The organism is Micromonospora sp. WMMD1076 (assembly GCF_029581475.1).
Classification (GTDB): Bacteria; Actinomycetota; Actinomycetes; order Mycobacteriales; family Micromonosporaceae; genus Micromonospora; species Micromonospora aurantiaca.
Genome location: NZ_CP120862.1, coordinates 1,446,274 through 1,460,017, shown reverse-complemented (window position 1 = coordinate 1,460,017; position 13,744 = coordinate 1,446,274). Strand labels below are relative to the sequence as shown.

The window sequence follows — 13,744 nt, the reverse complement described above, 5'->3', positions numbered from 1 at the left end:
TGTCGGGTTCCGGGTGCGCGGCGGTTCGTGCCTCCGTCGCGGACAGCAGCGGGGAGGTGAGGGGCCCGGCGCGGAGAGCGATCCTCCGCGCCGGGCCCCGGGGGTCGGTTCCGGTCAGGCGGCGCAGGTGGCGGTGGCGCCCTGGCCGGTGCCGGTGCCCTGGAAACCGAAGTTGGTCGTCTGTCCGGCGCCGACCTGCCCGTTGTAGCCCACGTTCGTGAACCGGACGGTGCCGCTGGTGCCGCTGGCCTGGGCGTTCCAGGTGCCGGTGATCGCGGCTCCGCCGGGCAGTCCGACGGTCACGGTCCAGCCGGTGATGGCCGCGGAGCCGGCGGTGACGTTCACGCTGGCGGTGAAGCCGCCGTTCCACTGGTTGATCGCGACCGACGCGGAGCAGCCGTTACCGGCCGGCGGCGGCGTGGTCGGCGGCGCCGTGGTGGGCGGTGCGGTCGTCGGCGGAGCCGTGGTCGGCGGCGCGGTCGTCGGCGGGTTGGTCGTCGGCGGCGCGGTGGTGGGCGGGTTGGGCGCGCCGTTCGCAAGGCTGAAGGCAAGGTCCGGTTGGAACGAACCGGCCGTGTAACGGCAGCCGTCCGCCTCACCCGGCGGCTTCACCCAGAGGTACGCGTCGATGTTGGCGTCGCCGGTGTTCGTCGTCGGGTACTGCCCGATGCGCCGGTCGGTGTTGTCGTCGGCGCACCAGTCACCGGCGGCTCCCCCGTTGCGGCTGGTGTCGATGACCTGGCGCTTGCCGGAGATGCCCATGCCGTTGAGCGCGGAGATGACGGCCCGGCCGAAGTTCGCCTCGCTGGACGTCGGGTTGAAGTTCGACACGTTGGTGAAGAAGCCGTCGGCGTACTGCACGCCGGCCGCGCGGAGCCGGTTGGCCGTGTCGTTGGCGCAGTTCCAGGTCGAGTGGCCGCCGTCGAGGTACACCTTGGCGTTGGGGTTGGCCGACTTGATGGTCTGGGTCGCCGTGGTGAGCGCCTGGTTGCGGGCGTTCAGCTCACCGGTGCTCAGGCAGGTCTGGAGCGCGAGCGAGTCGGTCTCCAGGATGATCAGGACGGTCTGGTTGCCGAGTCCGCGGGCGAAGTTCGACACCCAGGTCTGGTACTGGTTGAGGTCCGGTGCCCCGCCGGCGCTCGCGCCGCCGCAGTCCCGGTTGGTGATCTCGTACACCGACAGCACCGGGATCTGCTGTGCCGCGTTGGCGGCGCCGACGAACCCGGATACCTCGGACTGGACGGTCGACGGGTTGAAGTCGGCGAACCAGCGGGCCTGCGGCTGGCTGGCGATCTTGTCGCGGATGACGGCGGCGCGCGAGTCGCCGGGGTTGGCGGCGACCCAGCGGACGACCGCCGAGGACGGGTCTCGGTAGAGCGATCCGGACACGGTGCCGGCGGACGCGCCGCCGACGGCGAAGCAGACGGCGGCCGCGGCGGCGCCCGCGACTGCCGCCGCGCTGATGGCCGCTGATCTGCGGCGGGACGAGAAGATAGCCACGTCGTGTTTCCTCCTGATCACATAGACGTATCCAAGTTCATGGGAGCGTTCCCACGACGGTAACGGAGGCGGGCGTCGATGCCAAGATGGGAACGTGGGCCACTGCCCCGTAACCTGGCGGCGGTCGACGAAGCGGGCGTGGGAGGAAGACCAGGCATGACGGCTACCAGGCCAGCATCCGCCTGCGGCGGGGCCGCCGGTCGCCGGGCGGCCCGCCGACCAGGATCTGCGGACGCTGTTCGGCGAGTCCATCGCCGTCTTCGCGGCGCTCGCCGGGCCGACGCACGTGGTGGAGGCGGCGAACCCGGCGTTCTTCACCGCCATCGGCGAGGAACGCGCCCGCACCGGGGTCGCGCTCGCCGAGTTGATGCCGGAACTGGACGGCCAGGCTGCCCGCTCCACGTCGAGGAGGCAGTCATCAACGTGCGTTAGGTCTTCATCACCAACGAGGAACTCGGCGGCCTGGCCGCCTACCTCAACCGCTGACCGCTCGATCGCACCCCCGGCGGCAGCGTCGCGGACCGCCCGTGACCTGCGCGGCCGGGGCGGTCACGCCCGGGTGACGGCCTAGCGCCGGTCGGGCGCGGCGGCCGGCTCACGAGCGGGTTGCGCCGCGGCGAACGGGCTCCGCAGGCGGGTCATGGATTCGGCGCTGATGTCCGCGATCGGACTGCGCTCGTCGTCGGTGACCCCGAGCCCTTCCACACGGAAGGGGTTCAGGGCGAACGTGTTGTCGGGCACGAAGTGCTCCAAGGGAATCTGCACGGCAGCGCTCGACTCAGTCGTCGCGGCTGGGAGACCGTGGGGGAAGCAAGGGGTGGCGATCAGTCATCGGTACCCCGCGTCGTCAGCCTAGCGCGCATCAGGCGAGCGGGCGCGTCACGGTCGAAATCGGCGCGCTCGGCCTCCTCGGAGCGGTCCAGCGTCCGCGCACCGGCGACCGCGATCGGCCGTACAGCGGGGTCCAGACCAGAGGGAACGCGGCCGACGGCGACTGCCAGCCGGGCTTGTTCAGGCGGCGGCACCGGCGCGACGAGGTGCCGGTGAAGGTGGCGGCGACGCCCCGCCGCCGAGGGAGAATCCACTTCCGGGTACGTCCCGACGCACAGATCCTTCACCAGAGCACCCCGGGTTCGTAGACAATTTTCATCACCTTCGATAGCCTCCCCACTCAGTGATGACTGTCGATAGGAGGCTCCATGCGACGGTTCGTGCTCTCCTTCACGCTGGTGACCATCGGCGCCTGGGCCGTGGTGCCGGCACCGGCCTCGGCCGCACCCCGCCCGGCACCCGCGCCCGTCACCGACGCGGTGACCGCGAAACTCCTCGGCCACGCCGACGCCGCCACCATGCGGACTGCCGGCGCGGAACGGACCAGGGTCACCGTCACCCGGACGAACGGCCGGTGGGCCTTCGGCACCGCGGTGCTGCTGGCGGACCGGTCCGCGGACGCGCACCCCACCGGTTCGGTCTTCCTGGCCCGCGCCGACGCCAAGGGCTGGACCGTCGCCTTCGACGGCGAGGCGTCGTTCGGTGACCTGGCCGCCACGTCACCGCTGGTGAACAAGGACGAGAAGGCGGTGTTCAGCACTCCTGTCGCACCCATGTACGCGGGGAGCGACTTCCGGACCGGCATGGCGCTGCCGTTCGCGGTCGGGCAGACGTGGACGCTCACCTCCGGGCCGCACGGCTGGGGCGGGGCCGCCGCACCGTGGAGTTCGGTCGACCTCGCCGGTGGCGACCAGGTCGTCCGGGCCGCGCGGGCCGGCACCGCGTACACCATGTGCACCGGGTGGATCCGGGTCATCCACGACCGCGGCTACTCGACCGACTACTACCACCTGTGGAGCAGCATCTCGGTGAACGGCGCGAGCGTCGCCCAGGGCGCGTACCTGGGTTACACCGGCACCGACGTCACCTGCGGCGGCTCCGCCTCCGGCCGGCACGTGCACTTCGGGCTGCGGCAGAACTCGGCGTACGTACCGATCGCCGCGCACGGCATCGGCAAGTGGGACTTCGTCAGCGGCGCGGCCGCGTACCAGGGCGGCGCTCGGCACGGATCCGCCTACGTCGGCGCGGGTGGCCGCGTCTACAACTACGGCGCGCTCGGCTTCAACCAGGGCATCGTCGACGCGAACGGCGGCGGCACCCTGACCCGGCGGTCCGGTCCCGGAACGGGCTACGGCGCGATCGGATCGCTGGCCGACGGTGCCACAGTCACCATCTCCTGCTCCGCCAACGGGACCTCGCACACCGGCCGCTACGGCACCACGGCGCTGTGGAACCGGCTCAGCGACGGCAGCTGGGTGTCCGACGCCTTCCTGTCCACCGGCGTCAACGGGCCGATCAACGGCCGGTGCTGACCACGTCGGGCCGCGCGCGACCGCGCGCGGCCCGGCGTCGCCGACCGTGCGTGCGGATAGCTGCGACTGCTGCCTCCACCAGTGGTCGCGGTAAGCCTGGGTGCGCTGCCGTCACGCCGCCGGCAGGTCCACCACCCGGGTGGCCCAGCGAGCCATCAGCGCCGGGTCGTGGGTGATGACCAGGACCCCGGCTCCCCGCCGGCGCTGGTAGTCGGTGACGACGGCGGCGACGTGCGCCTGGGTGGAGGCGTCGAGCATCGCGGTGGCCTCGTCGCAGAGCAGGTAGTCCGGCCGGTGGACCAGGGCGCGGGCCAGGCAGGCGCGTTGCAGTTGCCCGTCGCTCACCGCGTGCGGGCGGCGGGCCAGCAGGTCGGCGGTGAGTCCGGCCAGGTCGGCCAGTTCCGCCGTACGGGCGGCCGCCTGCTCGCGCGGTGTGCCGGTGGCGCGTAACGGCTCGGCGATGATGTCGGCGAGGCTGAGCCGCGGATCGGTGGCGGCGCGCGGGCTCTGGAACAGGATCGCGACGCGGGTACGCAGTCGCGCCGGCAGGCGGTGGCGGACGCCGCCGAGCGGTTGACCGTCGATCATGACGTGACCGCTGTCCGGGGCGTGCAGCAGGGCGAGGACGCGGGCCAGTGTGGACTTGCCGCTGCCCGACGGGCCGCGCAGCCCGACCGTCTCGCCGGGCGCGATGTGCAGGTCGACCCGGTCGAGGACGCGCTGCCCGCCGTACGCGACGGAGACCTGGTGCGCGGCGAGCCCGGCGGCCGGCGCGACGCCCGGGGCGACGGCGTCGGTGGCACCGGGAACCGTGAGCGTCATGCCGGTACCTCCTCGCGCAGCGGGTGGTGGCAGGCGACCCGGCCCTCGTCTTCGGCGGCGAGGCGGGGCAGGGCGTCGCAGATGTCGGTGGCGCGGGCGCAGCGCGGGGCGAAGGCGCAGCCGCCGGGCAGGTCGGTGAGCGTGGGCGGGTGCCCGGGCACCGGAACGAAGGCGCGGTCGGGCAGCGCGTCGAGCAGACCGGCGGTGTACGGGTGGGCCCGGCCGTCGAACAACGCCTCGGCCGGACGGTGTTCGACGATGCGGCTGGCGTACATCACGGCCACGGTGTCCGCGACGCGGCGCGCGGCGGCCAGGTCGTGCGTGATGAGCAGGACGGCCGCGCCGGTGTCGCAGCGACGGCGCAGCAGGTCGAGCGTGTGGTCGACGAGCGGCCGGTCCAGGCCGGTGGTGGGTTCGTCGGCGAGCAGCACCGGCGGGTCGGGCGCGAGGGCGAGCGCGGTGGCGAGCCGCTGGGCCATGCCGCCGGACAGCTCGTGCGGATACCGGTTCAGGTCGGCCGGATCGAGGCCGACGTCGGCGGCGATCCGGTCGGCGGCGGCCGGCGCGTCGCGGCGGGTGTGCCCGTGCGCGCGAAGCGTCTCCTCCAGCAGCCTCCGCCCGGTACGGACCGGGGTGAGCGCGGTGGCGGGGCTCTGCGGGACGAGCCCCACGCCCCGGCCGCGTACGTGCCGGGCGAGGTGCCGCTCCCCCGCGCCGATCAGGTCGGCCTCCTCGCGTCCCGGCGCGTGCAGGCGGGCCCGCCCGGTGACAGTGGCGTTGCGCGGCAGCAGGCCGAGCAGGGCGTGCGCGAGGACGGACTTGCCGCACCCGGACTCACCGACCACTGCGAGCAGCTCGCCGGGCCGCAGCGTGAGGCTCAGGTCGGTGACGGCGTGCACGACGGCGTCACGCAGCCGGAAGCGGACGGTCAGCCCGTCGACGGTCAGCAGCGCCGGGGCGGTCACAGGTGCAGCTCCGCTCGTACGCGCGGGTCGAGGCGGTCACGCCAGCGGCCGGTGAGCACGGCGAGCGCCAGCGTGGCCGCCACCAGCAGGAGACCGGGGACGATGCTGGCCCACCAGGCACCGGTGAGCAGCGACCGCTGCCCGTCGTTGATCATGTTGCCGATCGAGGCGAGGTGCGGGGGCAGGCCGAGGCCGAGGAACGACAGCGCGGTCTCGTGCCAGACGGCGTGCGGCACCATGAGCGTGGTCGCCAGCGCCAGGCGCGGCAGCACGTGCGGCAGCAGGTGCCGGGTGAGCACCCGGACCCGCCCGGCGCCGCCGGAGATCGCGGCGTCCACGAACGGCCGGTTGCGCAGGCTGAGCAGCTCGGAACGGACGATCCGGGCGGTGGACAGCCAGTGCGTCAGCGCGATGGACACGATCACCGCGCCCAGGCTGGGACGCAGCATCGCCACGATGAAGATGCCCAGCAGCAGGTGCGGCAGCGCCGCGACGGTGTCCACGACGCGCATGAGCGCCCGGTCGACCCAGCCGCCGACGCTGCCGGCGACGGCGCCGACCAGGCCGCCGATGACTGCCGCGACGAGCGCGGCGACCGCGCCGACGAGCAGCGAGACGCGCAGGCCGTAGAGGCTGCGCACTGCCACGTCGCGGCCGAGGTCGTCGGTGCCGGCCAGGTTCTCCGGCGACGGCGCGAGCCGGGTACGGGAGAGGTCGACGGCGCTCTGGTCCAGCGGCCACAGGAGCGGGGCGAGCAGCGCGGCGGCGACGACACCGCCGAGCACGACGACGGCGACGATCGTGCCCGGGCCGCCGGGGCGGCGCAGGTGCCGGACGCGCGTGGGGAGGGCGAGGTCAGTCATCGAGGCGTACCCGGGGGTCGGCGGCGGCGTAGGCGAGGTCGGTGACCAGGTTCGCGGTCAGCACCACGACGGTGGTCGCCAGGGTCGTGGCCGCGAGCAGCGGGAAGTCGGCGCCCAGCGCGGCCTCGACGGTGACCGCGCCGAGACCCGGCAGGGAGAACACGGTCTCCACCAGGACCGCGCCGCCGACGAGTTCGGGCAGGTGCGTGCCGACCAGGGTGAGGAACGGCAGCAGCGCGGTCCGCAACGCGTGTCCGAACAGGACGACCCGGCCGGGGAGCCCTCGGGCCCGGGCGGCCAGGACGTGGTCGTCACGCAGGCTCTCGGCGACCGCGTCGCGGACGAACAGGACGAACCACGGTGCCTGGGAGATCGCCAGCACCGTCACCGGTAGCACCAGGTGCCGGGCCACGTCCGCCGGGCCGGTGCCGGTGGCGGTGATGTCGGTGAGCCCGCCGGCGGGCAGCCAGCCGAGGCTGAGGGCGAACACCGCGATCGCCGCGAGGCCGATCCAGAACACCGGCATCGACTGCACGGCGTAGGCGACGGCGCGCAGCGCCCTGTCGAACCAGCCACCGCGCCGGTACGCGGCCAGCGTGCCCAGCAGCACGCTCGCCACCAGCACCAGGGCCAGCGCGGTGCCGACCAGAAGCAGCGTCCAGCCGGCCCGGGCCGCGAGCACCGAGGTGACCGGCTCGTGCCGGCTCGTCGACCAGCCCAGGTCGCCGCGCAGCAGGTTGCCGATCCAGCGGGCGTACTGCACCGGCAGCGGGTCGTCGACACCCCAGTTGGCGCGGATCTGCGCCAGGTTCTCCTCGCTCGTCGTGAACGCCGCCGCGCCCGCGTACTGCTGCGCCGGGTCGATCGGGGAGGTGGCGCCGAGGGCGAACATGCCCATGCTGGTCGCGGCCAGCACCGGTACCGCCACCAGCAGCCGCCGCCGGACCACGCCGCCTGCACCGGCCGGCCGCCGTCGGCCGGTCACGGATGCCGTCACGGCTTCTTCGTCCAGGTGTGCACGTTCCACCAGATGCTGTTGGCGACGTCGTGCTCGTGCGGCTCGACCCGCGGCGTCACCCCGGTCACGGCGTCCTTCAGCACGTAGGTGTGCTGGAGGTAGGTGAGGAACACCCACGGCACGTCGGCGGCGAGCTGCTTCTGGAACGTGGCGTACGCGGCCTTACGGGCGGCCGGGCCGGCGTTGTCCCGGCCCTCCTGCAACGCGGCGTCGGTGACAGCCGAGCGGTACGAGCCGGGGTTGAAGAAGCCCTGGCCGGCGAAGGCCGAGCTGAACAGCTTGTACGAGACGAAGTCCGGGTCGTACGGCGTGCCGTAGCCCATGATCAGCGCGTCACTGCCCATCCGCGGGGTGATCGCGTCCCAGGTCAGGCCCTCCGGCGTGACCCTGATGCCGGCCTTCTTCGCGTCGGCGGTGACGGCCAGGGCCAGTTCCTTGCGCAGGCTGTCGGTGGCCGGGTACATGAGCGCGAACGCGGCCGGCCGCCCGTCCTTGACGCGGATGCCGTCCGGGCCGGGCTTCCACCCGGCGGCGTCCAGCTCTGCGGTCGCGGCGGCGGTGTCGGCGGCGGGCCTGCCGGCGATCGACGGTTCGGCGTATTCCGACGTGGGCGGCACCGGCCCGAACGCGGGCTCGCCCGCACCGCCGAGCACACCGGTCACCATGGCCTGCCGGTCCACCGCGACGTTCAGCGCCTTCCGGATCGCGAGGTCGCCGGTGACCGGGTTGCCCATCGGCAGCATGACGCCCCGGTAGTCGGCGGTCGGCACCTTCTGCACCCGGTAGCCGTCCCGGCCCTCGAACCCGGACGCGAGCTTCGGCGCCAGCTCCGCCGCGTCGAACTCGCCGGCCCGCATCCGCTGGGCCCGGACGTTGTCGTCGGCGACGAACGCCACCACCACGCCCGAGTTCGCCGGCTTGCCACCCCAGTACGTCTCGTTGGCCGCGAGCACGAGCCGGTCACCGGGTGTCCAGGACGTGAACCGGTACGGGCCGGTGCCGACCGGCTCACGGTTGAAGGACGCCTTGTTGACGTCCTGCCCGGCGAACGCCTTCGCCGGGACGATCCCCAGCGCCAGCCGTTGCAGGAACGGCGCGTACGCGTACTCGAGCGTGAACACCACCGTCGCCGGGTCGGGCGCGGTGACGGAGGCGAGCATGTCCAGATCGGACCGCAGCGTGGAGTCGACTCTCGGATCGAGCACCGCCTGGTAGGTGAACACCACGTCCTGGGCGGTCAGCGGGCTGCCGTCGTGGAACAGCACGCCCTCGCGCAGCTTGGCGGTGACTGTCTTCCCGTCCGCCGAGACGGCAGGCAGTTCACGGGCCAGTGCGGGCACCAGCTCGTTGCGGGCGTCCCGGGCGACCAGCCCGTCGAAGATCAGCGACGCGCCGTCGACGCCGTAGTTGAGCACCGGGTTGAGCGTGTCCGGCTCACCGGCGGTGGCGACCACCACCGTGCCGGCGCTGTTCGGGCCGCCCGTCGGGTCCGTGGGCGACGAGCAGCCGGCGGCGGCGAGCAGGGCGGCGGCGAGCACCGCGGCCACGCGTACGGGCTTGGATCTGATCGCCACCGGCAACCCCTCGAACGCTCGTCTGCAGGTGGCAGCCGGACGGGCGCTCCGGCGAGGATCGATCATCGCGTGCCCGAGCGCCCGCTACCGCCACTCTTCTGTAGTTGCCAAGTATATGCAATACCGGCCGGTCGATGGCGATGACCCGTCGACCCCGGTGTCGCTCACGAGGCGGCAGCCCGGCGCGCGGGGATCCGCACCGCGGCGGCGGCCCGGCGGCGTTCGGCGAGGCGTACCGCCGGCCGCATGGCCAGGCCGGCGACCACGAACAGCCCGCCGAGCACCAGCCAGCCCGGCGTGCCCCAGCCGAGCAGCAGCGAGGTCAGCAACGCCGGACCGAGCATCCGGGCGAGCTGCGGCGCCATACCGAAGAAGCCCTGGTACTGCCCCTGCCGGTCGGCGCGGGCCAGGGTGAAGCCGACCTCCCAGCCGCTGGCCGCCTGCACCATCTCGCCGAACACCTGCACCAGGGCCGCCGCGAGCAGCACCGCCGAGGCCACCCACGCGCCGCCGACCATCCCGGACACCGCGTACGCGCCGCAGGCGACAAGCAACACCCAGCCGGCGTGCCCGCTGGCCCGCGCCGCCGTACCCGGATCGGTCACCCGGCGGGCCACCCGGACCTGCCACAGCACCACGCACAGCATGTTCACCGTGAGCACGATCGCGCCCATCGGCGCCGGGGCGTCGGTCCGTTCCGCGATCCACAGTGGCAGCGCCAGGCTGAGCAGCGGCATGTTCAGGCACATCACCGCGTTCAGCAGCGTGATCAGCGCGTACGGGCGGTCGCGCAGCACGGCCAGCCGTCCCGGCCCGGGTCCGGCCGGGACCGGCGCCGCCGCCTCGGGCAGCCGGCGCACCAGCAGGGCCGCGGCCAGGAAGCTCGCCGCGTCGAGCGCGAAGGCGGACAGGTACGCCGGGTGGGTGTCCGCCCAGAGCACGAGCGCGCCCAGCCCGGCCCCGGCGGCCAGTCCGGCGTTCGAGACCGACTGCAACCGGGCGCGTACCGCGGTGCGCCGCGCGGGCTCGATCAGCCCGACCAGCAGCGCCTGGCGGCTGGCGGTGAGCCCGGCCTGGCAGGCGGCGTAGCAACAGGCGAGCAGCACGAACAGCGGGAAGGAGCGGATCACGAGGAAGCCGCTGAGCGCGGCGGCGGTGGCGACGGCGAAGACGGCAGTCGTCCGCCGCGCGCCGTAGCGGTCGGCCAACTGGCCGGCGGGCACCCCGGCGAGGATGCCCGTCGACCAGCCCACCGTGAGGGCGATGCCGACCTGCGCCGGGGACAGCCCGACCACCCGGATGAAGAACAGCGCCGAGCAGGCGTAGAACGCGCCGTCACCCACCGAGTTCGCGAGCTGGGCCAGGGCCAGCACCCGGACCCGGCGGCCGGTGTCGGCATCGGTCATTGCTCGTCCCCCGATCGCAGTGCTCCTTCCTTCATCCAAGACCTGCGGATTGGCTCGCAGAAGTGCCGATTCCAGATGATTTGATTGGGCCAATGTAGTATCGTCGCCGTGGACGTACACGTCAGCCTGGCCGGGCCCGGCGACCGCGCCACCCGGATCCACAGGCAGTTGCTGGAGGCGATCCTGGACGGCCGGCTGCGGCCCGGCGAACGGCTGCCACCGACCCGCGAACTGGCCCGGCGACTCGACGTCTCCCGCAACACGGTCGCCGCCGCCTACGAGCGGCTGACCGCCGAGGGCCTGCTCACCGCCCGGGTCGGCGCGGGGACGTTCGTCGCCGACGAGCCGGTCGCCCGCGCCCGGCCCCGTCCGGCGCCGCCCGGTGGGGTACGCCCCCGCGCGTTCTGGGCGTCCGCCGCGCCGGCGCCCACCGCCGCGCCCCGACCGGGACACGACTTCCGGGCCGGCACCCCGGACACCGGGTTGTTCCCGCTGGCCACCTGGCGGCGGCTGGTCGCCGGTGAGCTGCGTACCGCGACGGTCCGGGGCGGCTACGCCGACCCGGCCGGGCACCAGGGGCTGCGCGCCGCCGTCGCCCGGTACGTGGGTCTCGCCCGCGCGGTACGGGCCGGGCCCGATGACGTCGTCGTCACCCAGGGCGCGCAGCAGGCGCTGGACCTGATCGCCCGGGTGATGCTCGAACCGGGCGACCGGGTGGCCGTCGAAGATCCCGGCTATCCCCCGGCCCGGCGGCTGTTCGCCGGCCACGGCGCGCGGGTCGTGCCGGTGCCGGTCGACGACGAGGGCATCGACGTACGCGCGCTGCCCGGCGACGCGCGGCTGGTCTACGTCACCCCGTCCCACCAGTTCCCGCTGGGCGTCCGGATGTCACCGGCCCGCCGGATCGCGCTGCTCGACTGGGCGGCGGCCCGGGACGCGGTGGTCGTCGAGGACGACTACGACACCGAGTTCCGCTTCTCGGCGCGTCCGCTGGATCCGCTGCAGACGCTGGACCGGGCCGGGAAGGTGGTCTACGTCGGCACGTTCTCCAAGACCCTGCTGCCCATGCTGCGCCTCGGGTTCCTGGTCGCCCCCGCGTCGCTGCGCCCGGCACTGCTGGCCGCCCGGCAGCTCACCGACTGGCACGGCGACCACACCACGCAGGCCGCGCTGGCCCGGTTCATCGACTCCGGCGAGCTGGCCCGGCACATCCGCAAGGCGACCCGGGTGTACGCCGAGCGGCGCGAGCTGATCGACGCCGCGCTGCGCTCCGACCTCGCCGGCTGGCTCGACCCGGTGCCGTCCACAGCGGGCCTGCACCTGTGCGCGCGGCTGCGCCCGGAAGCCGGCGTCGACCTGCCGGCTGTCGTCGCGCGGGCGGCCGAAGCCGGCGTCACCGTACGCGAGATCGCCGGCTACCGGGCGGGCCCGCCCGGCCCGGCCGGTCTGGTGCTCGGCTACGGCGCCGTCGCCACCGCCGACGTACCCGAAGGGCTCCGGTTGCTCGCGCGCTGCTTCCACGGCTGACCGGCGGCGGCGCAGATTCACTCCGCCCTCCGAGCAACCCCGGCGGTCGCGGTAGCCCCGCCGCGGGCGCGGCTGAACTACCCTCGCCGCCGTGGATACTGTGGAGATCGATGCGCCTGTCGCCGGCGTGACCGTCTACCCGGACCGCGCCCGGGTCACCCGCCGCGGCCGCGTCCGGCTCACCGCCGGCGACCACCGGGTACGCGTGGCCCCGCTCCCGCTGGGCCTGCGCCGGGACTCGATCCGGGTGGGTGGCCGGGGCGCGGTGACGGTGCTCGGGGTGGACGTGGCCGCGTGGCGGCAGCCCCGCAGCACCGACGCCCAGGTGGTCGAGCTGGAACGGCGGCGCCGGGAACTGGCGGACGAACTGGCCGAGGTCGGTGACACCGACGCGATCGAGGACCAGCGCGGCGAGTTCCTCACCCGGCTGGCCGAGCGCGCGGGTGGCACGTACGCCCGGGCGCTGGCCACGGGTGACGCGGCACCGGCGGACGTCGCGGCCTTCACCGACTCGGTGTCCGGGCAGCTCGCCGAGTCCCGGGCCCGGCGGCGCGGGCTGGCCCGGCGGCGCACCGAGCTGGCCGAGGAGCTGGCCGCCGTCGACCGGGAGCTGGACGCGGCGCGCGGCAAGCGGGAGCCGGACCGGCTGGCCGCCGAGGTGTCCGTCTCCGTCGACGCCGACGACACCGAGGTGGAGCTGGAGCTGACGTACCTGGTGGACGGCGCCCGCTGGACGCCCTCCTACGACCTGCGGCTGGTCGAGGACACCATGACGGTGACCTGGTTCGGGCTGGTCAGCCAGGGCACCGGGGAGGACTGGCCGGAGTGCGAACTCCAGCTCTCCACCGCCCGTCCGGCGGCGGCGAGCGGCGTACCCGAACTGTCGCCCTGGTATCTCGACCGGCTCCGGCCGGAGCCGCCGATGGTCGTGTCGGCCGCGTCGTTCGGCGGCGTGGTGCCGCCCCCGGCGCCCGGCGCGGCGCCGGCGGCCCGCCCCCGCGTGGCGCGGGCCGCGGCGCCGGCGGTGCGGGAGAGCGTCGCCGAGGTGGAGCAGGGCGTGACGGCGGCTACCTACCGGCCGGCGCGGCCGGTGGCGGTGCCGGCCGACGGCAGCGCGCACCGGGTGACGATCGCGGTGCTGGAGCTGCCGGCCCGGCTGGACCACGTGAGCGTGCCGGTGCGTGCCGCCGAGGCGCACCTGCGGGCCACGGTCCGCAACACGTCGGACCACACGCTGCTGCCCGGCCCGGCGTCGGTCTTCCACGGCGCCGGCTTCGTGGCGGCGACGCGGCTGAAGACGTGGGCGCCGGGCGAGGAGACGGAGCTGGCGCTCGGGATCGACGACCGGCTGCGGGTGGAGCGGAAGCTGTCCCGGCGCACCGAGAGCAAGGCCACGCTCGGGTCGACGCGGCGGCGGGAGGTGGAGTACCGGATCACTGTGGCGAACCACACGCCCCGCCCGGCCACCGTCGAGGTGCGGGATCAGCTTCCGGTGTCCCGCGACGAGGCGGTGGTGGTACGCGAGACCGCGCTGACGCCGCCGCCGGCCGAGCGTACGGAGCTGGGCGAGCTGACCTGGCGGCTGTCGCTGGCGCCGGGTGAGACCGGCGAGATCGCCCTCGGCTTCCGGGTGGAGCTGGCCAAGGGCGTCGAGCTGACCGGCTGGCGGGAGTAGCCGCACACACGTCAAGAAGGGCCCCTTCCTA

General features: G+C 74.3%; 12 protein-coding genes. 3 read left to right on the top strand and 9 right to left on the bottom strand.

Translation table 11 applies throughout. The features are described from left to right. Nucleotides 1-114 precede the first annotated feature (114 nt). The 3 genes from O7622_RS07215 to O7622_RS07205 all read right to left on the bottom strand — a co-directional run bounded on the left by O7622_RS07215 (nt 115) and on the right by O7622_RS07205 (nt 2,515). The gene (locus O7622_RS07215) at nt 115-1,500 is read right to left on the bottom strand and encodes a glycoside hydrolase family 6 protein (RefSeq protein WP_282312491.1); all 1,386 of its coding nucleotides are present in this window, start codon (nt 1,498-1,500) and stop codon (nt 115-117) included. 567 nt (nt 1,501-2,067) lie between these two features. Then, nucleotides 2,068-2,241: a hypothetical protein gene (locus O7622_RS07210; protein ID WP_282312490.1), complete on the bottom strand. Its 174-nt coding sequence runs from the start codon at nt 2,239-2,241 to the stop codon at nt 2,068-2,070. A 121-nt stretch (nt 2,242-2,362) separates the two neighbouring features. Further along, the gene (locus O7622_RS07205) at nt 2,363-2,515 is read right to left on the bottom strand and encodes a TspO/MBR family protein (protein ID WP_282314068.1); all 153 of its coding nucleotides are present in this window, start codon (nt 2,513-2,515) and stop codon (nt 2,363-2,365) included. Nucleotides 2,516-2,699: 184 nt separating this feature from the next. On the opposite strand from O7622_RS07205, the gene O7622_RS07200 reads away from it, so the two are divergent. Then, entirely contained in the window at nt 2,700-3,863 is a 1,164-nt protein-coding gene (locus tag O7622_RS07200) for a peptidoglycan DD-metalloendopeptidase family protein (RefSeq protein ID WP_282312489.1), read from the top strand. A 111-nt stretch (nt 3,864-3,974) separates the two neighbouring features. Here O7622_RS07200 and O7622_RS07195 read toward each other — a convergent pair whose 3' ends face one another. The 6 genes from O7622_RS07195 to O7622_RS07170 all read right to left on the bottom strand — a co-directional run bounded on the left by O7622_RS07195 (nt 3,975) and on the right by O7622_RS07170 (nt 10,511). Continuing rightward, nucleotides 3,975-4,685, bottom strand: a complete 711-nt coding sequence (locus tag O7622_RS07195; protein ID WP_282312488.1) for a dipeptide/oligopeptide/nickel ABC transporter ATP-binding protein — start codon at nt 4,683-4,685, stop codon at nt 3,975-3,977. Then, on the bottom strand, nt 4,682-5,650 hold the full coding sequence (locus tag O7622_RS07190; RefSeq protein ID WP_282312487.1) for an ABC transporter ATP-binding protein: 969 nt from the start codon (nt 5,648-5,650) through the stop codon (nt 4,682-4,684). Before O7622_RS07190 ends, O7622_RS07195 begins: the two co-directional genes overlap by 4 nt. Continuing rightward, the gene (locus tag O7622_RS07185) at nt 5,647-6,513 is read right to left on the bottom strand and encodes an ABC transporter permease (RefSeq protein WP_282312486.1); all 867 of its coding nucleotides are present in this window, start codon (nt 6,511-6,513) and stop codon (nt 5,647-5,649) included. Before O7622_RS07185 ends, O7622_RS07190 begins: the two co-directional genes overlap by 4 nt. Next, entirely contained in the window at nt 6,506-7,510 is a 1,005-nt protein-coding gene (locus tag O7622_RS07180; RefSeq protein ID WP_282312485.1) for an ABC transporter permease, read from the bottom strand. The genes O7622_RS07185 and O7622_RS07180 overlap by 8 nt, the downstream gene beginning before the upstream one ends. Further along, nucleotides 7,507-9,105 carry an ABC transporter substrate-binding protein gene (locus tag O7622_RS07175; protein WP_282312484.1) on the bottom strand — a complete coding sequence of 533 codons (1,599 nt, stop codon included), beginning with the start codon at nt 9,103-9,105 and terminating at the stop codon, nt 7,507-7,509. The genes O7622_RS07180 and O7622_RS07175 overlap by 4 nt, the downstream gene beginning before the upstream one ends. Nucleotides 9,106-9,269: 164 nt before the next feature. Then, a complete protein-coding gene (locus tag O7622_RS07170) occupies nt 9,270-10,511 on the bottom strand; it encodes an MFS transporter (protein WP_282312483.1) in 1,242 nt (413 codons plus the stop codon). Nucleotides 10,512-10,619: 108 nt separating this feature from the next. Here O7622_RS07170 and O7622_RS07165 point away from each other — a divergent pair, with 108 nt between their 5' ends. Further along, complete coding sequence (locus O7622_RS07165; RefSeq protein ID WP_282312481.1) at nt 10,620-12,038, top strand: PLP-dependent aminotransferase family protein; 1,419 nt, start codon at nt 10,620-10,622, stop codon at nt 12,036-12,038. 91 nt (nt 12,039-12,129) lie between these two features. Beyond that, nucleotides 12,130-13,713: a mucoidy inhibitor MuiA family protein gene (locus tag O7622_RS07160; RefSeq protein ID WP_282312480.1), complete on the top strand. Its 1,584-nt coding sequence runs from the start codon at nt 12,130-12,132 to the stop codon at nt 13,711-13,713. The last annotated feature ends 31 nt before the right edge of the window (nt 13,714-13,744 follow it).